The organism is Luteimonas gilva, from assembly GCF_005239095.1.
Lineage (GTDB): Bacteria > Pseudomonadota > Gammaproteobacteria > Xanthomonadales > Xanthomonadaceae > Luteimonas_C > Luteimonas_C gilva.
In genome coordinates this window covers 861650-882168 of record NZ_SZUA01000002.1, presented here as the reverse complement: position 1 = coordinate 882168, position 20519 = coordinate 861650, and the positions used below count along the sequence as shown (strand labels likewise).

Genomic DNA, 20519 nt, shown 5'->3' with positions numbered 1-20519 from the left:
TTGCCCGCCGGCTTTTGTGGGAGCGGCTTCAGCCGCGAGCTCCGTCGGGTCGCAGCGATCTGCCGGTAGAGCTCGCGGCTAAAGCCGCTCCTACAAGAGCGAAAGCAGCGCCGCCTACAAAGCCTCGACGCGCAGGGTCATGCCTTCCGCGCCGACGATGCGCACCTCTTCGCCCGCGGCCATGTCCGGACCGACCACATCCCAATACGCATCGGCGATCTGCACCCGTCCGCGGCCGCGGACGATGGCGCTCTCCAGCTTCACCACTCGGCCGATCAAGGCCGAAGTGCGGCGGTTCAACGCCGGCTGGTCGCTGCGCCGGTCGCGGTCGCGGAACCAGCGGCGATAGGCGTACACGAACGCGAAGGCCAGCACGGTGAACAGCACCGCCTGCATCAGCAGCGGCATGTCCGGGAACGCCAGCACCAGCAGGAACATGGCGCCGGCGGCGAAACCCAGCCACATCAGGAAGGCGCCGGGCGCGACCGTCTCGGCCGCGATCAGCACCAACGCCAGGATCGCCCAGGCGTAGACCTCCCAACGCATGGATCAGCCTCCCGAACGCGGCGGCGTCTGCACCGTCGCCGACGTCTGCCGGTTCATCGCTTCCTTGGCCAGTTCGGCGATGCCGCCGAGCGAGCCGATGATGCCGGCCGACTCCATCGGCATCATCACGAACTTCTGGTTCGGCGCTTCGGCCAGGGCCTTGAACGCTTCGATGTATTTCTGTGCGACGAAATAGTTGATAGCGTTGACGTTGCCGCCGGCGATGGCGTCGGACACCATCTGCGTCGCCTTGGCTTCCGCTTCGGCCAAACGCTCGCGCGCTTCGGCTTCGCGGTAGGCGGCTTCGCGCTTGCCTTCGGCTTCCAGGATCGCGGCCTGCTTGTCGCCCTCGGCGCGCAGGATTTCGGAGGCGCGGTGGCCTTCGGCTTCCAGGATGTTGGCGCGCTTCTCGCGCTCGGCCTTCATCTGCCGGGCCATCGATTCGACCAGGTCGCGCGGCGGCTGGATGTCCTTCAATTCGATGCGATTGACCTTTAGGCCCCAGGGATGGGTGGCCTGGTCCACCGCCATCAGCACCTTGGCGTTGATCTCGTCGCGCTTGGACAGCGATTCGTCCAGGTCCATCGAACCGATCGCGGTGCGGATGTTGGTCATCACCAGGTTCAGGATGGCCACTTCCAGCTGCGCGACTTCGTAGGCGGCCTTGGCCGCATCGAGTACCTGGAAGAAGACGATGCCGTCGACCTTGACCACCGCGTTGTCCTTGGTGATCACGTCCTGGCTGGGGACCTCCAGCACCTGCTCCATCATGTTGATCTTGCGCCCGACGCGCTGGTAGATCGGCATCAGGATGTGCAGGCCCGGGTCGAGGGTGTGGGTGTACTTGCCGAACCGCTCGACGGTCCATTCGTAACCCTGGGGCACCATCCGCAGCATCTTCGCCAGGAAGACGATGGCGACGAACACCAGCACCACGGACAGCAAGAAGCCTACGGACATGTCGATTCCCTCCCCTCACGGATGAGGCCAGTATAGGGCCAGGCCGCGTCCGCCCCGGGGCTGCGACGCTTTCCCGGCCTCCGGCATCTAGGAGTACGAATGCCGCCCGAACCTGTACGCCCGTCCAGTTTCGCGATCGACGTGCCGGACGCCCTGTTGCGCCGGGCGCGGGCCGGCGAGCGGGCGGCTTTCGAGCAGCTGTACCGCTGGTTCGAGCGGCCGGTGTTCACCCTGGCCATGCGGATCGGCGGCGACCGCGACGAGGCCGCCGAGGTGCTTCAGGAGACGATGTTGAAAGTGATCGACCGGATTTCCGATTTCCGCGGCAGCAGCCCGTTCTGGGGTTGGCTGCGGCAGATCGCGGTCAACGAGGCGCTGATGCGGCTGCGCCGCGGCCGCAAGCTGGCACATGAGATTTCCGACGAGACGATCAACGATTTCGCGGAAGACCCGAGCCCGCCGCCGCCCGCCGCCGCCGACACCGCGCAGCTGCAGCGCGCCTTGGCCGCGCTGCCCGCAGCGACGCGCAGCGTGCTGTGGCTGTACCACGCCGAGGGCTATACCCATGAAGAGATCGCCGGGCTGATGCAGCGCACGCCCAGCTTCTCCAAATCCCAGCTCGCCCGCGGCACCCGCCGCCTGCGCGCGCTGTTGCAAGCCGAAGACACGATCGAGGAAAGCGCCCATGCCTGATGTCTACTCGCAACGCGAACCGTCGCCCGGTTGGGACGAGGCCTTCGCCGCGCTGCCCGCGGAAACCCCGCCGGGCGACGGCTGGGCGCGGTTGTCGGCGCGCTTGGACGCGCGGCGCAAGCCGCGTTGGGTCCAGCGTTTCGCCATCGCCGCGGCGGTGACCGCCGCGGTCGCTTTGCCGTGGAGCCTGCGAGACCGTCTGGCTTCCACCGAACAAGCCGCGGCGACGGTGGCGACTGCGACGGTGCCCGAACAAGCTGAAGCCGCGCAAGGCGAGCCTAAGCTCGAACAGCTTTACGCCGAATCCGCACGGCTCGAGGCGCTGCTGCAGTACGCGCGCGACGACCGCGTCTCCAGCGCCAGCGCCGCCGCGCTCTCCAGCGAAATGGATGCGCGCATCGCCACCATCGACCGCGCGCTGATGCGGCCCGGCCTGTCGCCGGAACAACAGCTCTGGCTATGGCGCAGCCGCGTAGACGCATTGCGTTCGCAAGCCGGCTTCGAAAGCACCCGCCGCTGGCTGGCCGCCAATGGCGAGCGATACGACGGCGCGGTCGCCCGCGTCGATTGAACATGCACCACGCACAGGGGTTCCCCATGAAAGCTTCCCGTTTTTCCCTTTCCCTCCTGGCCGCCGCGCTGACCTTGGCCGCGGCCGGCGCCGGCGCGCAGACGCCGGCCCGATCCGACGCCGCCTCGAAATCCGACGCCGCCTCAGCGAAGGAACTCGCCCAAGCGCGCGCCGAACTCGCCCGCGCCGCCCAGCGCGTCGCCGAGCTGTCGCAGAAAACCGCCGAAGGGCAGATGCGGCGTGCGCAGATCGACAGCATGCGGATGCGCAGGCCGGTGGTCGGCGTGATCCTCGCACCGGACCGGGACAGCGGCGTGCGCATCGCGGGCGTCACGCCCGACAGCGCCGCCGCCAAAGCCGGATTGGCTGCGGGCGACCGCATCGTCAGCGTCAACGGCGTGCAGGTCTTGGGCGACACCAGCGATCTGCGCGTGCGCAACGCGCGCAAGCTGTTCGGCCAACTGGACGACAAGAACGCCGCCAAGATCGGCTACGTGCGCGGCGGGCGCAACGCGGTGGTGAGCGTCACCCCGCGCGTCGACCGCGCCTATGCCTTCGTGTTCGACGACGACAAGGACGGCACGATGAAGCGCATCGCGGTCGACGCCGATCGGATCCGGCGCATCGCCCGCGACGTCAAAGCCGAAATCCCCGACATCGCCTACGACTACAATTACAACTACGACTACAACTACGATTTCGACTTCGAGGGCATGGATTTCGACCCGCCGCCCGGCATCTCGCCCGAGATCCGCAAGGAACTGCGCCAGCTCGCGGAACTGCACCCGCTCGCGTCGTGCAAGGGCAAGGGCAAGGATTGCAAAGCGCCGGTGCTGCTGTCGGCGTTCCGCTGGAACGGACTGAACCTGGCCGAGGTCGATCCGCAGCTGGGCCGCTACTTCGGCACCGACAAAGGCGTGCTGGTGCTGTCGAACGGGGAGTTGAGCGGTCTGCAAAGCGGCGACGTAATCCAGAAGATCGACGGCAAGACCGTCAACACGCCGCGCGAGGCGATGGACGTGCTGCGCGACAAGCCCGTCGAGGCCAGCGCCACCGTCGCTTATTTGCGCGATCGCAAATCGGCCACTGCGCAGATCAAAGTGCCCAGGTTGCGCGCGTTCCCGGCTCCGCCGGCGCCCCCAGCGCCGCCCGCCCCGCCCAAGCCGCCCAAACCTCCGGCCGCGATGAGAGCGCCCGCACCGCCTGCGCCGCTCGCTCCGCCGAAACCGCCTACGCCGCCGCCGGCCGCGAAGATCCTTCCGCCGATGCCGCCGGCACCACCCGCACCGCCTGTGTATGCCGTCAACGGCCGCAGCGTGAATTTCGTTTACGTGAACGAAGACGGAACCATGACGACTTGGTCGAGCGGCGATGCGGAACCACGCGTTGTGAAAGAGGTCCAAGCCATCACACGTTGAGATTCAGCTCCTAATCCCCCATCGCCCGGGCCCTGCCCGGGCTTTTTTTGTGTCCGGATCTAAGAGAGCTTCTTTATAAACATTTTCCGGCCATGATCCGTTTCATCCCTGGCCTGCGTCTGTCATGGACTTGGCCGTATCGCCAAGCGTCCCTTCGTTCTAGCTAGGAGATGCCATGAAGACGTATCGGCTATCGGGGCTCGTGGCGGGTTTGCATTAGCCGCAGGCATCGGCAGCGCCATCACCGAAACGCCGCGCGAAGGCACGGAAAGCGGCGGGCACGGCGCCGAAGAAAAACGACAGCGGGATACGCATCCGCGAGTCTGCAAGTGGGCGTACGGCAGTTTTTGGTGCGATGCGCTCAAGAACTGTCGCGAGGACGAAGAGCAGCAGATGACCACCTGCGATCTCGTCGTGGATAAATGGCCCAGCAAGTCTTCCGGCTCCTAACGACACGGCGCAGATCGCGGCCCGCATCGTCTCCGGACTAACCAGGCGTGTTAGCGTCTGCGCTCAGCCATCGCTTTTGGCTTCGCAGGTTCCACCCACTTCGCAAACACCTCGTCGATCTGCTTGTCAGCCACTTGCTTGCCGTGCTCCAACGACTCCGCCTGCTCGAACAGCGGAATGATCATCGCCATGCCGTCGATCTTGGTCTTCAGATGCACGCCCGGCGGCTTGGACAGGAAATCATCCCAGCGCGTACGCACGCGGGCCCAGTAATCCTTGGTGGCACGCCAGTACTTATAGGCCGGCTTGAAGTCGACGTCTTTCGTCTTCTGGTAATCGTTGAAGCCGAATTCGCGTGCCAGTTCGGTCTGGCTGCCGTCGGGCTTGCGCAGGACTTTGGTATTGAACTGTTCATGGGTCCAGCCGCCCGGGGTGAGCGTGTGCCGGTTGATCGCGGCGACGGCGTTGTAGTCGCTGCGCTTGGTGTACTCGCGCCGCGGCAGCGGGCGCCAGGTCAGGTCGCTGGTCCAGGTGGCGACGCCGTTGTCGTAGGCCCACTTGCCGGTGCCGCAGTAGCGCGGCGCATCGCTGACTTCGAACACGCATTGCGTCCAGGCGCCGCGCGTGGTTTCGGCCGGGATCGCGCGCACCTGCCAAGTCTGGTCGGCGCTGAATTCGAAGCGGCTCGGCGCTTGATAGACCCAGTCCTGGCGCCAGTGCTTGGTGACGTGGCCGCTCTTCTCGTCGACCAGGATGTGCTGCAGCACGATCTTGGTCGGCGTGTCTTCCACCACGATCACGGTCTCGTTACCGCCGCTGCGCTGCGCGGGCGCGCGTTCGTAGCCGGGCTGCAGCAACACGGTTTCGTCGAAAGCGAAATCGACGACGTATTCGCCCTGCATCGCCAGGATCGATTTGCGGTCCTGCGCGGTGTCCTGAGCGATTGCGGGCAGCGACAGCAATGCCAACGGCGCCAGAGCCCATAAGTTTTTCAGGGCGAATTTCTCCGGCTGGGAGTGCGATTTCATGGGTTAGCTCCTGGCTGGCGGCCACGGCCGCGAATGGGTTTCTTAGAACTCAAGCCTCGCTGCTCTTTGTGGGAGCGGCTTCAGCCGCGAGCTTTTTCATGTGCCGGCGATTGATGGGAAGAGCTCGCGGCTGAAGCCGCTCCCACAAAAGCCCGCCGGTGGTCATCACCAGTTCACCGCCACACTGACCGACAAGCTGCGGCCGGGACTGGTGTAGCGATCGAGCGCGCCCAGGCTGGCCAAGGCGATGCCGTCCGGCAGATCGCCGCCTTCCCAGTACTTGCGGTCGGCCAGATTGAACACGCCGACGTTGAGTTTGGCGCCCGGTGCGAAATTCCAATGCGCGAGCAGATCGAGCACACCGTAGCCGGGAGTGGCGTACAGGCCGAGTTCGTCCAGGTCCTTCTTGCGCTGCGCGAAACGGCCGGCGAGTTCGGCGCCCCAACTGTCGCGGTCGTAGGCCACGCCCAGCGACGCGGTCAGCGGATCCACCGATTGCAGCGGCGTATCGTGGGTCTCGTCGCGGCCGCGCGACCAGGCCGCGGCGCCGCGCAACGACCACCCGCCCATGCGCGCGGACAAGCGGCCGAGATCGACGCCCGCCTTCAGCTCGGCGCCGTAGATCTTGGCGTCGGCGATGTTTTGCGACTGGAACACCTGCAGGCCACCGGCGTTGACGCCGACGAAGCGGAACGATTCGATGAAGTCGCGGTAGCGGTTGTGGTAACCCGACAAGCTGGCGTAGGCCGCATCGCCGACGAAGCGCACGCCGGCTTCGAAGCCGTCGCTGGTTTCCGGCTTCAAATCCGGATTGGCGATCGCGGTGTAGCCGAACATTAGATTGGTGAATCCGATGTTGACGTCGTGGTAAGGCGGCGCGCGGAAGCCGCGCGAATAGCCGCCGAACAGCGACCACTGCGGCGCGAAGTGCCAAACCGCGCCGAGCTTGGGCGAGACGTTGGTCTTGCTCAGGTCGGTGACGGCGACGCCCGGATTGTCTTCGGCGAAGATGTTGTCCACGTCCGGCCGCAATTCGTAGCGGTCCACGCGCACGCCCGGCACGAGACGGAAATCGCCGCCGGCGAAGCTCATTTCGTCCTGCAGGTAGAGCGCGGCATTCGTGGTGCGGCTGTTGGGGAAATCGCGCGCCGGGAATACGTCCGGCAGCATCGTCTTGCTGGTGCGGCCGGTGACGAGATTGGTGACCAAGCCGTCGCGCTTCTGCTTGGTTTCGGTGCGCGCAACATCCAGGCCGTAGGCCAGGTCGTGCTTCACCGCGCCGGTATCGAACGACTTGAAGAAGTTGGCCTGCACGCCGTACTGGCGCTGATCGAAATCGAAGCTACGGTCGCGGCGTTCGTCGACGCCGGCGGCGGTGCGCCGCACTTCGAAAGTGTCCTGGTTGGTTTCGCTGTCCTGGCGGTAGACCTGCCAGTCGAAGCGATCGGCGAACCCCGTGCCGACATCGTCCATTTCGTGCGCGAGCGACACCCGCGCCCGGGTTTGACGGTCGTCGCCGCCGACCGCCGAATTGGTGGCGCGGGTCAGCGGCTGGAAGCCGAGCGACGAGCGCATGTCGGTTTCGGCGGCGTCTTCGTCGCCTTCCACGGTGAGCTTGAACCGCTGGCTCGGGCTGAGCGCATACACCAATTTGCTCAGCACGCTGCGGCCATTGCGTTCCTGCGGATTGGGCGTGGTGCGCGCCGCGCCGTCCACGCCTCTTTCGCCCATGTTCTTGGTTTCCTGGCCCTGACGGTGATTGACCGTCACCAAGCCGGACCAACGATCGCTGCCGAACGCCGCCGTGGCGCCGGCAGACAGGCCGCTCCAGTCGCCTTCCGCGCTGAGCTTGAAACCGAAATAGGCATCCTTGCCGCCGTCCAGATAATCGGACGGGTCCTTGGTTACGAACGAAACCACGCCGCCCAACGCATCCGAGCCGTACAGCGAGCTGGTCGGCCCGCGCACGATCTCCACGCGCTTGAGCGTATCCATGTCGACGAAATTGCGATTGGCGTTGGAGAAGCTGCCGATCGCGAACGCGTCGGACACGGCGATGCCGTCGGTCTGGATGCGCACGCGATTGCCGCCCAAGCCGCGGATGCGGATGTCGCCCAGGCCGAAGCGGCCGATGCCGGATGTGACCGACACGCCGGGTTCGTAGCGGACCAGGTCGCGCAGATCGCGGACCAAGGTGTCGTCCATGCGTTCGCGGCCGATCACGTCGACGGTGTTGGGCACGTTCGACAACGGACGCGCGGTGCGGGTCGCCGTCACCACGACCGGATCGAGATCGATGGCTTTATCGCCGCCGTCGGCGGGACCGGAAGGCGCGGTTTGGGCTGCGGCCAGGCCCGGCAGGGCCAACCACAGGGCGAACGAGAGCAAGGAGGGACGCATGTCGGCTCGCGATAGAGGAATGTGGCGGGCTGGCGTCCGGCAGCGTGCCGTCGGCTGGCTGAAAGAACGCATGCGCGAGCACCGGCCGCGATGGACCGGTGCTGCGCACACGTGGGGTTATTTGGTGAGGATCAGCTTGTCGTTGCGCGTGTGGCGCAAGCGATAGCACTCGTTGCCGTGACGGATCAGCACTTCGCGGCGGCCCTGCAGCAGGCGGTCGCTGTCGACTTCCTGCGAAGACACGCTTTGCGCGGCGGCGGCGAGGCCGTTCTGCGGCTTGGACACGGCTTGCAACGGCACGGCTTGCAACGGAGCGGGACTGAGCGTGGGCATGGGAGTTTCCCTGGCGGCGTCCAGGCAAATAGTAATGATTCTCATTTGCCTGTCAATACCTAATCCCAGCTACGCCGTGGCGGCCTCGATCCGCGCCCACACCGCTTCGTCGTAGCGCTCGGCCAGCGCCAACGCTTCCAGGTTCTGCAGCAATTGCTCGACTCGGCTTGCGCCCAAGATCACCGAGGACACGTGCGGATTGCGCAGGCACCAAGCGATCGCCAGCGGCGCCGGCGCCGCGCCGAGTTCGGCCGCCATCTGGGTGAATGCGCGGGCCCGCTCCACCCGCCGCGATGCGGCGTCGCCGAACGCGCCGCGCTGCAGCCAGGTGTATCCGGGCTGCGCCAAGCGCGAATCGGCAGGCACGCCGTCGTTGTACTTGCCGGTGAGCAAGCCCGAAGCCAGCGGCGACCAAATCGTCGTGCCCAATCCGAATTCCGCGTACAGCGCGGCGTACTCCAATTCCACCCGTTCGCGGTGCAGCAGGTTGTATTGCGGCTGTTCCATCGTCGGCGCGTGCATGTGCTGCGCGCGGGCGATCTTGTGCGCTTCGCGGATCGCCGCCGCGGGCCATTCCGACGTGCCCCAGTACAGCACCTTGCCTTGCCGGATCAGCGCGTCCATCGCGGCCACGGTTTCGGCGATGGGCGTGTCCGGATCGGGGCGATGGCAGTAGTACAAGTCGAGGAAATCGACGCGCAAGCGCTTGAGCGCGGCGTGGCAAGCGTCGTGCACGTGCTTGCGCGACAGGCCTTTCTGCATCGGCCGCGGATCGGCGGCCGAGCCGAAGAAGACTTTGCTGGACACCGCGTAGCCGTCGCGCGGCAGGCGCAAGTCGGCGATGACGTCGCCCATCACCCGTTCGGCTTCGCCTTGGGCGTAGGTCTCCGCGTTGTCGAAGAAATTGACGCCGTGGTCCCAAGCCGCGGCGATCAGCTCGCGCGCCTCGCCGCGACCGACCTGGGTGCCGAAGGTGACCCAGGCGCCGAACGAGAGCGCCGATATCTGCAGTCCCGAAGATCCTAGGCGGCGGTATTGCATGGCTTTCGAACCATAAACGGAGGATTTCCGCATCTTACCCCTCGGCCCGCGCCACCGCTTTTATGTGGGAGCGGCTTTAGCCGCGAGCTTTTCAACAGTCTCGGCGATTTGAAGGAAAAGCTCGCGGCTAAAGCCGCTCCCACAAAAGGACTGCGGTGCAGGAATGGTTCTCATTGCGCCACCGCATACCGAGCCCCGCTAGAATGCGATCACTTCCTCCTCCGGGGAGTAGCCCACCCGCGGCATCGATGCGGGGGACGCGCGTCAACACACTTGGCCGGCAGGCCATGGCGCGCGATGCGACGGCACGGCCGCGCACGGGCAAGACCGAAGGCAGGCGCACGCGCACCCAGGCCGGGCCGCGTCGCGTCGGCCTTCGCGTTCGCCGCGAATCGCCCGGCCCGGAGCTTCGATGGATTCGCTGTTGGTTTCGACCTTGACGGTCGCGCTCGCCGAAATCGGCGACAAAACGCAATTGCTCGCCCTGCTGCTGTCCGCGCGCTACCGCAAGCCGGTGCCGATCGTGCTCGGCATCCTCGCCGCCACCTTGCTCAACCACGCCTTCGCGGCTTGGTTCGGCGCGGCCGTGTCGCAATGGCTGTCGCCGCAAGCGCTGCGCTGGATCGTGGTGGCCAGCTTCCTCGCGGTCGCGCTGTGGACGCTGAAGCCGGACAAGCTGGAAGAGGACGAACAGCGCTTGCCTGCGCACGGCGCGTTCCTGGCGACGTGCGTCGCCTTCTTCGTGGCCGAGATCGGCGACAAGACCCAGGTCGCGACGGTGCTGCTGGCGGCGAAATATTCGCCGCTGTGGGAAGTCATCTCCGGCACCACGATCGGCATGCTGTTAGCCAACGTGCCGGTGGTGGCGCTGGGCAGCCGTTTCGCCGACCGGCTCCCGCTGCGCGCGGCGCGGATCGCGGCGGCGCTGCTGTTCCTGGCCCTGGCCGGCTGGGTCGCCTGGCGCGGCATCGGCAGCTGAGGCCGGTTGCGGCTATCCTGCGCCGGCGGTCTCCGGCCGCAGGGGAATGGGATGCGCGAACTGGGCCCGAAACTGGCCGAATTCATGAAGACGCTGCTGGCGCGGCCGGACGAGATCATGCTCGAGGTCGGCGCCGGCGGCGAGTTGCTGGTCGCGCGGCTGCGCGCCGTGCTGTCGCTGCTGATCCTGATCATGCCGCTGGCCGGCATGCTGGTCGGCAGCCCGCTCGACGAAACCCTGATCGGTTTCGGCGCGGCGGTGTTCGTCATCATCGTCTCGCAGGTCTGGTTGGCGCTGGCGCGCAGCCGCAAGCGCTATCCGTGGCTGCCCTACGCCACCGGCACTTACGACATCACCAGCACCACGCTGGTATTGGCGCTGTTGTCGATGGGCGAATTGCCGGCCGGCTTGAACAGCATGGTGGTGTGGGGCTTCTACCCGATCGGCATCGTCATGACCGCGCTGCGCAACGACGGCCGCCTGGTGCTGTACGTGGGCTTGCTGTCGATCGTGCAATACGGATCGCTGATCTGGGCCGTGCTGGCCGCCGCGCAAAGCCCCGAACACTTGCTTTCGGTCGAATACGGCGCGGTGACGATGGCCAACCAGATCCAGCGGCTGATGCTGCTGGCGCTGATGACGATCATCGTCTCCACTGTGGTCTACCGGATGCAGCGGCTGGTGGAGATGTCCGGCACCGACGGCCTGACTCAGCTGCCGAACCGCACCTGGCTGCTGCACCGGATGCCGCGCTTGTTCGACGCTGCCCGCCACGACGGCGCCACGCTCACCCTGGCGTTGATCGACATCGACTATTTCAAGCGGATCAACGACGAGATCGGCCACTTGGCGGGCGATCGCGCGCTGCGCCATGTGGTCGGCGTCATCGCCGACATGACCGGATCGGACGAATGGCTGATCCGGCTGGGCGGCGAGGAATTCGTGCTGGTGCTGCGCAAGCCGATCGGCAACGCCTGGGAACGGGTCGACAGCCTGCGCCGCGCGGTGGCCGAATCGCGGTTCCTGGCCGAGCGCGGCGCCGAGCCGCAGCGGATCACCTTCAGCGCCGGACTGGCCGGCTTTCCGGCCGACGGCAGCGACATCTCCGGCCTGCTCAAGCGCGCCGACCGCCGCCTGCAGCAAGCCAAGCGCGAAGGCCGCAACCGGGTAGTGGCGCGCGACGACTGAACCGGCGGTTGCCGGGCTCGGAGCCGTGCTCTACGCTGCGCCGACGCACGCAGGTGGGGAATTCTGAATGGAAGGATTGGCGCGGGTCGGTTTCGGCCTGTTCGGACTCGCGGTGCTCATCGGCATCGCATGGCTGTTCTCGGACAACAAGAAGCGCGTGGATTGGCGCCTGGTCGGCACCGGCGTGATCCTGCAGATCCTGTTCGCCGCTTTCGTGCTGCTCACGCCGTGGGGCGCGGCGATCTTCGACGGCCTCTCGCAAGGCTTCGTCAAAATCCTCAGCTTCACCGCCGCCGGCACCGGCCTGATTTTCGGCGGCCTGTCGGATCCGGCCAAGTTCGGCTTCGTGTTCGCGTTCCAGGTGTTGCCGACCATCATTTTCTTCGCCGCGCTGATGGGCGTGCTCTACCACTTGGGCGTGATGCAGATGTTCGTGCGCGGCATGGCCTGGGCGATCACCAAGGTGATGCGCGTCTCCGGCGCGGAAACCACCAGCGTCTGCGCCAGCATCTTCATCGGCCAGACCGAGGCGCCGCTGACCATCCGGCCGTATCTGCCGAAGATGACCCAATCCGAACTGCTGACGGTGATGGTCGGCGGCATGGCGCACATCGCCGGCGGCGTGCTCGGCGCCTACGTATTGATGCTGGGCGGCGGCGATCCCGTGCAACAGGCGTTCTTCGCCAAGCATCTGTTGACCGCCTCGATCATGGCTGCGCCGGCGACGCTGGTGATCTCCAAGATCCTGGTACCGGAAGTCGGCGAGCCGCTGACCCGCGGCACGGTGAAAATGGAGGTCGAAAAGACCACCACCAACGTGATCGACGCGGCCGCGGCCGGCGCCGGCGACGGCCTCAAGCTGGCCTTGAACGTCGGCGCGATGCTGCTGGCCTTCACCGCGCTGATCGCGCTGTTGAACTGGCCGATCCAGGCGATCGGCGACGCCACCGGCATCGCCGGCGCGATCGGCCGTCCACTCGATTTGGGCGTGATCCTGGGGTGGATCATGGCCCCGATCGCTTGGGTGATCGGCGTGCCGTGGCAGGACTCGGTCACCGTCGGCGGCCTGATCGGCCAGAAGATCGTGCTCAACGAATTCATCGCCTACAGCGAGCTGAGCAAGATCATCGCCGGGCAGGTGCCGGGCGTCGCGCTGAGCGATCAAGGCCGCTTGATCGCCACGTACGCGCTGTGCGGCTTCGCCAATTTCAGTTCGATCGCGATCCAGATCGGCGGCATCGGCGGACTGGCGCCCGAACGCCGGCACGACCTGGCCAAGTTCGGCTTGCGTGCGGTGCTGGGCGGTTCGATCGCGACCTTCATGACCGCGACCATCGCCGGCGTGCTGACGTGGGTCGGCACCTGATATGGGGAAAGTCGTAGTCGTAGGTTCGTTCAACGTCGATCACGTCTGGACCACGCCGGCCCTGCCCCGCGCCGGCGAAACGCTGAGCGGCGAATACGCCACCGGCCCGGGCGGCAAAGGCTTCAACCAGGCCGTCGCCGCGCGGCGCGCCGGTGCGGACACGGCTTTCGTCTGCGCGCTCGGCGACGACCTCGGCGGCCAGCTCGCGCGTTCGCTGGCCGCGGCCGACGGCATCGACTTGCGCGACCAGCGCAGCGTGCGGCCGACCGGCACCGCCGGCATCTACGTCGACGGCGAAGGCCGCAACAGCATCGTGATCGGCGCCGGCGCCAACGCCGAGTTGTCCGAGGATTTCATCCAAGCCCAGCGCGATACGCTCGCGACCGCGGCGGTGGTGCTGGCGCAGTTGGAATCGCCCCCCGACGCCGTGCTCGCGGCGATGCGCGCCGCGCGCGCCGGCGGCGCGGTCGCGCTGCTGAATCCGGCGCCGGCCAATGCGACGGTGACTGCCGAATTGAAGGCCGCGGTCGACATCCTCACGCCGAACGAAACCGAATTCGCCGCGCTGCTCGCGCGCCACGTCGGCGAGCGCGTCGACGGCGATGCGATCGCCGCGCTGGACCAGGCGCGCCTGCACGCTTTCTGCCGCGAACTGGCGCCCGAGGCCAGCGTCGTCGTGACGCTGGGCGCGAGCGGCTGTTTCGTCTCGCATCCGGCCGGCGCGCTGCGCGGCGACGAAAGCGCGTACTACCGCATCCCCGCCGAGCAAGTGCGCGCGGTCGACACCACCGGCGCCGGAGACGCCTTCAACGGCGCCTTGGCCGCTTCGCTGGCCGAAGGCGGCGACGCTCCTTTCGCGACCCGCGTCCGCTTCGCGACGCGTTACGCCGCGCTGTCCACCGAACGCCACGGCGCGGCCGCGGCGATGCCGCGGCGCAGCGATCTGGCCGAGCGTTTCGGCGCGGCCTGATCCCGGATCGGCATTCCTCCGATCGCGCATCGCGCTTTTTTGCGACGCAGTGCCGGACGCATGCCGACGTTTCAAGGCGATGACAAAACGCACTGGGGCGTCCCCCATCTGGCCGCTCCTCTAGCGCGCTGTTGTACTTGCGCTTTCCTTCGAGGATCACGCCATGTCCTATCCCGATGGCGTTAAGCCGCCCGTCAACGTTCCGCCGCCGCAGCCGCAGGAAACCGTCCACGAAGTCGAAGCGAACGAGACGCTGACCGAGATCGGCCAGCCCTACGGCCTGGACGCGCGGCAAATCGCCGAACGCAACAAACTCGACAAGCCGGACCAGATCAGTCCCGGCGACACGCTGATCCTGCCGACGATCAAACAGCATCCCGAGCCAACCGTGCCGGCGACGCCGGAACAGGCGAAAGTCGACACGGCGCTGAAAGACCACCTGCTGGCGCAGGACAACTTGGCGGCGATGCAGGCGACTTCCGGCCAGAACGGCAACGCGTCCTGGCCCGCCGACCAGATCGCGGCGCAGCAGCAATTGGTCGCCAGTACGGGCGACAAAGTGGAAACCGCCGTCGGCGACGCCATCCGCGCCGGCTTGCAGGCCGACGGAAAGCCGATCGATGCGGCCAACATCCAACAATACGGCGATGCGCTGGCGCAGCGCTACGCCAACGATCCCGCCGCGCAAGCCGCGGTGAAGGCGGCCGTCGCCGAAACCCAGACCGACCAGGAAGTGAAAACCGCGCTGGCCGATGCGAGCGCCAAGCCCGACGCGCGCGGCGTGATCGAATCGCTTAACGGCTCCTTGTCCAAGCTGTCCCCGGAAGCGCAGACCAAGCTGTTGGACAGCGCGGAATTCGCCAACTTGATCGATACGCGCGTGGCGCCGGAGTTCATCGCGCCGATCAAGGACGGCGTGCCGGAAAGCAGTTACAACGGCGCCGCCGAAGCTTTGGACAGCCTCACCCGCTTGGAAAAAATATCGGCCGGCGCCGACCCGCGCATCACTCAAGCCTTGGCCGAACGCGAAATCGCCGCGCTGGAAAAAGCCGGCTACAAGGACGACGGCTACGGCCAAGGCCACATCGGCATCGAAGGCACCAATGCGCTGGTGCGCCTGGCCGGCTCGCTGGACAGCAGTAGCGAACGCGGCAGCCTGCTGATCGACCGCATGGCCGAACTGAAGCTGGACACCACCCAGATCCACATGGCCGTCGCGCAAGGCGCTTCGCCCGACCTGCCGCTGGCGATCGCCGCGCGCATCGGCGGTCCCGACAGCCAGAACCGCGTCCTGCAATCCACGCTGGAAGGCGTGCGGATGTACGCCAATGGCCTGAAGGGCGACGTCGACAAGCTGGCCAAGGAAACCGAAGAGCTGAATTGGCTGATCAACAACGCCGGCGCTTCGATGACGCCGCAGCAGCTCGACCAGGCGATCAAGCAATACATCGCCGACAAGGGCCCGGACTGGGAGAAGAAAGTCCAGGGCATGGAAGACAAGATCGCCGCGGACGGCCTGAAGCTGCTCGATCAGTTCGACACGCTGCGCCTTTCCGGACGCATGGATGCCGCCAACGGCACCATCGACAAGATTCTCGGCGACCAGTCCAGCCGTTACGCGGTGAGCCTGGCGCTGAACAAGCATCCCGAATACGTCGACACCCAAGCCGGCAAGCGGCTGATGCAGAACTTGGCCTACGGGGCCAAGGGCGGCGAGCAATTCCTCAAGCTGGGCAAGGAATTCGCCAACGCCTACGTCCGCAACAACGTGCTGAGCGCGGCGCAAGGCTACGACGTGCGCAATCCGGCCAGCATCGCCAAGGCCGAGGCGGCGATCGAGCGCTTGAAGGATCCCACCTTCGCCAGATTGATCGGCATCGACCTGGAAGGCGGCAAGTTCAAGACCTACACCGACCTGGTCGACAACCTGAAGAAAACGCTGCCGGCGGCGGGCGACACCACCCAGGACATCGTGCAGAAGCTGAAGCTTCACGCCGACGCGATGAACAATTTGAACGACAGGCTGACCCACGAAGGCGCAAAACCCGCCTTCGACAAGAATCAACCTGCCGGACAGATCTTGCGCACGGTCGGATTGGGCTTCGCCACCGTCGGCTTCCTCAACACGCTCGGCAAAGCGAACGACGGCCAGTTCAGCGTTACCGACCGCAACGATCTCAACGCCATCGTCAGCGCCGCCGGCCTGGGCCAGAAAGGCGCGGAACTGGCCTTGGGCATGGGGCTCGTCGCGGAGAATTCCACGCTCGGCCATTTCGGTGCGGGCAACCGCGCCTACGACGGTTCCGCGTTGGATCAGGGCCGCCTGACCCGCGCCGACCGCGTGTTCGGATTGCTCTCCGCCGGCTTCGATGCTTGGGCCGCGGTCGACAGTTTCCGCGGCGCGAACGGCGCGGCGGCGGATCCGATCAAGGGCGGCCTGTACGCCACCAGTGCGGCCGGCGGCACGCTGGCGGCGTTGTCGGGAACGAGTTTCGCCGCATCGCTCGGCATCGGCGCGTGGGCGGGCCCGGTCGGCATCGGCCTGGTCGCCGTCGCGACGCTGGGGCTGACGGTCAAGGATCGCGTCGATCATTCGAACCTGCACATGAACGACACGTCGGCGAAGTTCCTGCAGAACGCGAATCTCGATCCCGATACCGCAAAAGCGCTGGTCGATCAGAGCGGCGAAGGCTGGAGCCCGGTCACGCTGCTGGCGCAGTACGCGCAGAACAAAGGCTACGATCTGTCCAATCCGGCCCAGCAGGCGCAATTCGCGAAGTGGCTGAACGATATGCCGCTGGACCAATTGGAGCATGTGCGCGATTGGGCGCACCACACGCTCGACGAGTTCGACGGCGACGTGACCAAGCTGGGCACGGACACTCGCGTGGTCGAATCCACCGGCACCGTGAACACCACGACCGGCCCGGTGACAGTGATGGACATGCCCCGCACCGTCGGCCAGATCGACGCGTTGATCGCCAAATACGGCGCTACGCCGTTGCCGACGGCCTGATCGGGCCGAACAATACCGAAGCCAGGTCTTGTGGGAGGGGCTTCAGCCCCGACAGAGATCGCAGCGATCTTTGTCGGGGCTGAAGCCCCTCTCACAATTCGTAACGTCCCGCAAAAAACCTACGTTAGGGCCGGCGCCCGCCGGCCGCGCGATACAATGCGGCCATGCAGATCGGCCGCCATCGCATCGACCCGCCGGTGATCCTCGCTCCGATGGCGGGCGTCACCGACAAGCCGTTCCGCCAGCTGTGCAAGCGGCTGGGCGCGGGCTTGGCCGTGTCCGAGATGACGATTTCCGATCCGCGCTTCTGGAAGACCGAGAAATCGCTGCGGCGCATGGACCACCTCGGCGAACCGGACCCGATCAGCGTGCAGATCGCCGGCACCGTGCCGGAACTGCTGGCCGACGCGGCGCGCTACAACGTCGATCACGGCGCGCAGATCGTCGACATCAACATGGGCTGCCCGGCGAAGAAAGTCTGCAACGCTTGGGCCGGCTCGGCGCTGATGCGCGACGAAGCCTTGGTGGCGCGCATCCTTGCCGCCGTCGTCCGAGCAGTAGACGTGCCGGTCACCTTGAAGATCCGCACCGGTTGGGACGCGTGCCACAAGAACGCGCCGGTCATCGCACGCATCGCGCAGGACGCGGGCGTCGCCGCGCTGGCCGTGCACGGTCGCACGCGCGACCAGCAATACACCGGACAGGCCGAGTACGGCACGATCGCCGCGATCAAGGCCGACTTGTCGATCCCGGTGATCGTCAACGGCGACATCGATTCGCCGCGCAAGGCCGCCGAAGTGCTCGCGCAGACCGGTTGCGACGCGGTGATGATCGGCCGCGCCGCCCAAGGCCGGCCTTGGATCTTCCGCGAGAGCGCGCATTTCCTGGCCACCGGCGAATCGCTGCCGGAACCGTCGCTGCAGGAAGTCCGCGACGTGCTGCTCGGCCACTTGCGGCATTTGCACGAGTTCTACGGCGAACCGGCCGGCGTGCGCATCGCGCGCAAGCATCTGGGCTGGTACGCGAAGGATCGGCCGGAAAACACGGCGTTCCGCGCCGTGGTCAATCGCGCCGAAAGCGCTGCGGCGCAGATCGCGTTGACGGCCGAGTATTTCGATGCGTTGATCGCCGGCGAGCCTTTGTCGATGGCGGCCTGAATTCGCTTTTTTGTGGGAGCGGCTTCAGCCGCGAGCTCTTCGAGCAGGGTCGATGCGATCTGACAGGAAGAGCTCGCGGCTGAAGCCGCTCCCACAAAAGAAATTCGCCTCGCTTGACGCGGCTGGGCGGGCCGGCTATCTAATCGCCTCGGGGAGCAGGAGCGGGAATGAGCGAATCGCACCAACGCGATCCGGGCGGCAATGCCCTCGACAGCCGGCGTCCTATCGCCGCGCGCAGCAGCGCTTTCGCCCGGCATGCCGCGGCCTGGCTGGCGAACAGCGGAATATCGCCGAATGCGATCTCCCTGCTCAGCATCGTCTTCGCCCTCGCCGGCGCGGCCGCGTTATCGTGGATGCCTTCGCCATGGGGCCCGCTGCTCTGCGCGGTCGGCATCCAGGCGCGGCTGCTGTGCAACTTGTTCGACGGCATGGTCGCGGTGGAAGGCGGCAAAGGCACGCCGGCCGGCGCGCTCTACAACGAAGTGCCCGACCGCATCGCCGACAGCGTTTTCCTTATCGCGCTCGGTTACGCCGCCGGCCACGGCTGGCTGGGCTGGTTGGCGGCCCTGCTCGCGGCGGCGACGGCCTACATCCGCACGCTCGGCGGCGCGCTCGGCCAGGCGCAGGATTTCCGCGGACCGATGGCCAAGCAGCAGCGGATGGCGACGATGACCGTCGCCTGCGTGCTCGCGCCGATCGAGCTCGCCTGGTCCGGCACCCGCTATGCGCTGTTGGTCGCGGCGATCTTCGTCGCCGCGGGTTCGGCGCTGACCTGCTGGACCCGGTTGCGCGCGATCGCGCAACGATTGAAGCCGGCATGATCGAACGCGCCGCGGCCGCCGCGCTGACCGGTTTCACCCGCCTGCTGGTCGGCGCGCGCGCCGACTGGCGGGCGCAGCCCTCGCCGGGGCAAACGCTGTATTTCGCCAACCACACCAGCCACCTCGACACGCTCGCGATCTGGACCGCGCTGACGCCGTCGCTGCGCATGCGCACGCGGCCGGTGGCGGCGCGCGACTACTGGGAGAAGCCCGACGTGCGCGGCTATCTGGCCAAGAACGTGTTGCGCGCGGTGCTGATCGACCGCCGCCGCGAGCAACGCGATGCGGATCCGCTGGCACCGGTCTTCGAAGCGCTGACTGGCGGCGATTCGCTGATCCTGTTTCCCGAAGGCACCCGCACCGCGGAGAGATTGCCGCAGCCGTTCCGCGGCGGCCTGTTCAGGCTGGCGGAAACGTTTCCGGATCTGAACCTCGTTCCGGCCTATCTCGATACGCTCCACCGCAGCATGCCCAAGGGCAGCCACATCCCCTTGCCGCTGTATTGCACGGTGCGCTTCGGCGCGGCGTTGGAACGCAAAGCCGGCGAACCGCGCGAAGATTTCCTGGACCGCGCCCGCGGCGCCGTGGTGGCGCTGTCGTGACGGCGCAGCAGAAATTGCTGGCGGTGATGGGCGGCATCGTCGCCCTGCTCGTGGTCGCTTCGCTGATCGGATGGTGGCTGTCGCGGCGCGGCCCGGACGGCGGCGGAGACACGGTACGCAATCTCAACGCCCGCACCCGCGCTTGGTGGAGCATGGTCGCGGTGCTGACCGCGAGCTTCCTGCTCGGCCCGATCGCCACGCTGGTGATCTTCGCTTTCATCTCGTTCTTCGCGCTGCGCGAGTTCATCACCCTCACCCCGACCCGCGCGGGCGACCACAAGCCGCTGGCGGTGGCGTTCTACGTACTGATCCCGGTGCAGTACTGGCTGATCGGCGACGCCTGGTACGGGCTGTTCGCGATCTTCATTCCGGTCTATGCCTTCCTGGCGCTGCCGGCCTTGGCCGTGCTGGGCGGCGACACCGACGATTTCCTGGAGCGCACCACCAAGATCCAATGGGGCGTGATGATCACGGTGTACTGCATCAGCCACGCGCCCGCGCTGATGATCTTGAATCTGCGCGATTTCTCGGGCCAGGGCGCGCTGCTGTTGCTTTATCTGATGCTGGTGGTGCAGATCAGCGACGTGATGCAGTACGTATTCGGCAAGCTGTTCGGCAAACATAAGCTCGCGCCGAAGGTGAGTCCGTCGAAGACCGTCGAAGGCCTGATCGGCGGCGGCTTGGCCGCGATCGGCATCGGCACGGCGCTATGGTGGATCACGCCGTTCACGCCGCTGCAGTCGGCGCTGATGTCGACCGCGATCGTGATCGCCGGCGCTGTCGGCGGCTTGGTGCTGTCGGCGGTGAAGCGCAGCCTGGGCGCCAAGGATTGGGGCAGCATGATCCAGGGCCACGGCGGCATGCTGGACCGGATGGATTCGGTGAGCTTCGCCGCACCGATCTTCTTCCACCTGACCCGCTATTACTTTTCCTGACCGGCTTTTGTAGGAGCGGCTTTAGCCGCGAGCTCTTCCCATCAA

Annotated in this window: 19 protein-coding genes; 12 read left to right on the top strand and 7 right to left on the bottom strand. The window is 66.5% G+C overall.

Annotation, left to right across the window (positions count from 1 at the left end):
- Positions 1-114: 114 nt before the first annotated feature.
- Positions 115-546 carry an NfeD family protein gene (locus FCE95_RS12045; protein ID WP_137267252.1) on the bottom strand — a complete coding sequence of 144 codons (432 nt, stop codon included), beginning with the start codon at positions 544-546 and terminating at the stop codon, positions 115-117.
- Positions 547-549: 3 nt separating this feature from the next.
- A complete protein-coding gene (locus FCE95_RS12040) occupies positions 550-1506 on the bottom strand; it encodes an SPFH domain-containing protein (protein ID WP_137267251.1) in 957 nt (318 codons plus the stop codon).
- 99 nt (positions 1507-1605) lie between these two features.
- On the opposite strand from FCE95_RS12040, the gene FCE95_RS12035 reads away from it, so the two are divergent.
- Genes FCE95_RS12035 through FCE95_RS17390 form a run of 3 tightly spaced genes read left to right on the top strand, consistent with a single transcriptional unit; the run spans position 1606 to position 4188 of the window.
- Positions 1606-2199 (top strand): RNA polymerase sigma factor, encoded by a 594-nt coding sequence (locus FCE95_RS12035; RefSeq protein WP_137267250.1) that lies wholly within the window; start codon positions 1606-1608, stop codon positions 2197-2199.
- Positions 2192-2770, top strand: coding sequence for a hypothetical protein (locus FCE95_RS12030; RefSeq protein WP_137267249.1), 579 nt, complete (start codon positions 2192-2194; stop codon positions 2768-2770). Before FCE95_RS12035 ends, FCE95_RS12030 begins: the two co-directional genes overlap by 8 nt.
- A gap of 26 nt (positions 2771-2796) precedes the next feature.
- Positions 2797-4188, top strand: a complete 1392-nt coding sequence (locus tag FCE95_RS17390; protein ID WP_189644736.1) for a PDZ domain-containing protein — start codon at positions 2797-2799, stop codon at positions 4186-4188.
- A 216-nt stretch (positions 4189-4404) separates the two neighbouring features.
- Here FCE95_RS17390 and FCE95_RS12020 read toward each other — a convergent pair whose 3' ends face one another.
- The 5 genes from FCE95_RS12020 to FCE95_RS12000 all read right to left on the bottom strand — a co-directional run bounded on the left by FCE95_RS12020 (position 4405) and on the right by FCE95_RS12000 (position 9440).
- A complete protein-coding gene (locus tag FCE95_RS12020; RefSeq protein ID WP_137267247.1) occupies positions 4405-4665 on the bottom strand; it encodes a hypothetical protein in 261 nt (86 codons plus the stop codon).
- Between the two features lie 23 nt (positions 4666-4688).
- The gene (locus tag FCE95_RS12015; RefSeq protein WP_137267246.1) at positions 4689-5666 is read right to left on the bottom strand and encodes a DUF6607 family protein; all 978 of its coding nucleotides are present in this window, start codon (positions 5664-5666) and stop codon (positions 4689-4691) included.
- Positions 5667-5831: 165 nt separating this feature from the next.
- Positions 5832-8066, bottom strand: a complete 2235-nt coding sequence (locus tag FCE95_RS12010) for a TonB-dependent hemoglobin/transferrin/lactoferrin family receptor (protein ID WP_137267245.1) — start codon at positions 8064-8066, stop codon at positions 5832-5834.
- A gap of 117 nt (positions 8067-8183) precedes the next feature.
- A complete protein-coding gene (locus FCE95_RS12005) occupies positions 8184-8399 on the bottom strand; it encodes a hemin uptake protein HemP (protein ID WP_137267244.1) in 216 nt (71 codons plus the stop codon).
- Positions 8400-8468: 69 nt separating this feature from the next.
- Entirely contained in the window at positions 8469-9440 is a 972-nt protein-coding gene (locus FCE95_RS12000; protein WP_137267243.1) for a potassium channel beta subunit family protein, read from the bottom strand.
- Between the two features lie 412 nt (positions 9441-9852).
- Here FCE95_RS12000 and FCE95_RS11995 point away from each other — a divergent pair, with 412 nt between their 5' ends.
- From FCE95_RS11995 to FCE95_RS11955, 9 genes are all read left to right on the top strand, one after another.
- Positions 9853-10419 carry a TMEM165/GDT1 family protein gene (locus FCE95_RS11995; protein WP_137267242.1) on the top strand — a complete coding sequence of 189 codons (567 nt, stop codon included), beginning with the start codon at positions 9853-9855 and terminating at the stop codon, positions 10417-10419.
- A gap of 51 nt (positions 10420-10470) precedes the next feature.
- The gene (locus tag FCE95_RS11990) at positions 10471-11607 is read left to right on the top strand and encodes a GGDEF domain-containing protein (protein ID WP_137267241.1); all 1137 of its coding nucleotides are present in this window, start codon (positions 10471-10473) and stop codon (positions 11605-11607) included.
- Positions 11608-11674: 67 nt separating this feature from the next.
- A complete protein-coding gene (locus FCE95_RS11985; RefSeq protein WP_137267240.1) occupies positions 11675-12973 on the top strand; it encodes a NupC/NupG family nucleoside CNT transporter in 1299 nt (432 codons plus the stop codon).
- Between the two features lies 1 nt (position 12974).
- Entirely contained in the window at positions 12975-13943 is a 969-nt protein-coding gene (locus FCE95_RS11980) for a ribokinase (RefSeq protein ID WP_137267239.1), read from the top strand.
- 163 nt (positions 13944-14106) lie between these two features.
- A complete protein-coding gene (locus FCE95_RS11975) occupies positions 14107-16959 on the top strand; it encodes a LysM peptidoglycan-binding domain-containing protein (protein WP_137267238.1) in 2853 nt (950 codons plus the stop codon).
- A 164-nt stretch (positions 16960-17123) separates the two neighbouring features.
- Positions 17124-18116, top strand: coding sequence for a tRNA dihydrouridine synthase DusB (gene dusB / locus FCE95_RS11970; RefSeq protein WP_137267237.1), 993 nt, complete (start codon positions 17124-17126; stop codon positions 18114-18116).
- A gap of 167 nt (positions 18117-18283) precedes the next feature.
- Positions 18284-18937, top strand: a complete 654-nt coding sequence (locus tag FCE95_RS11965) for a CDP-alcohol phosphatidyltransferase family protein (protein WP_137267236.1) — start codon at positions 18284-18286, stop codon at positions 18935-18937.
- Positions 18934-19539, top strand: coding sequence for a lysophospholipid acyltransferase family protein (locus tag FCE95_RS11960; RefSeq protein WP_137267235.1), 606 nt, complete (start codon positions 18934-18936; stop codon positions 19537-19539). Before FCE95_RS11965 ends, FCE95_RS11960 begins: the two co-directional genes overlap by 4 nt.
- A 26-nt stretch (positions 19540-19565) precedes the next feature.
- Complete coding sequence (locus FCE95_RS11955; protein WP_137267589.1) at positions 19566-20474, top strand: phosphatidate cytidylyltransferase; 909 nt, start codon at positions 19566-19568, stop codon at positions 20472-20474.
- The last annotated feature ends 45 nt before the right edge of the window (positions 20475-20519 follow it).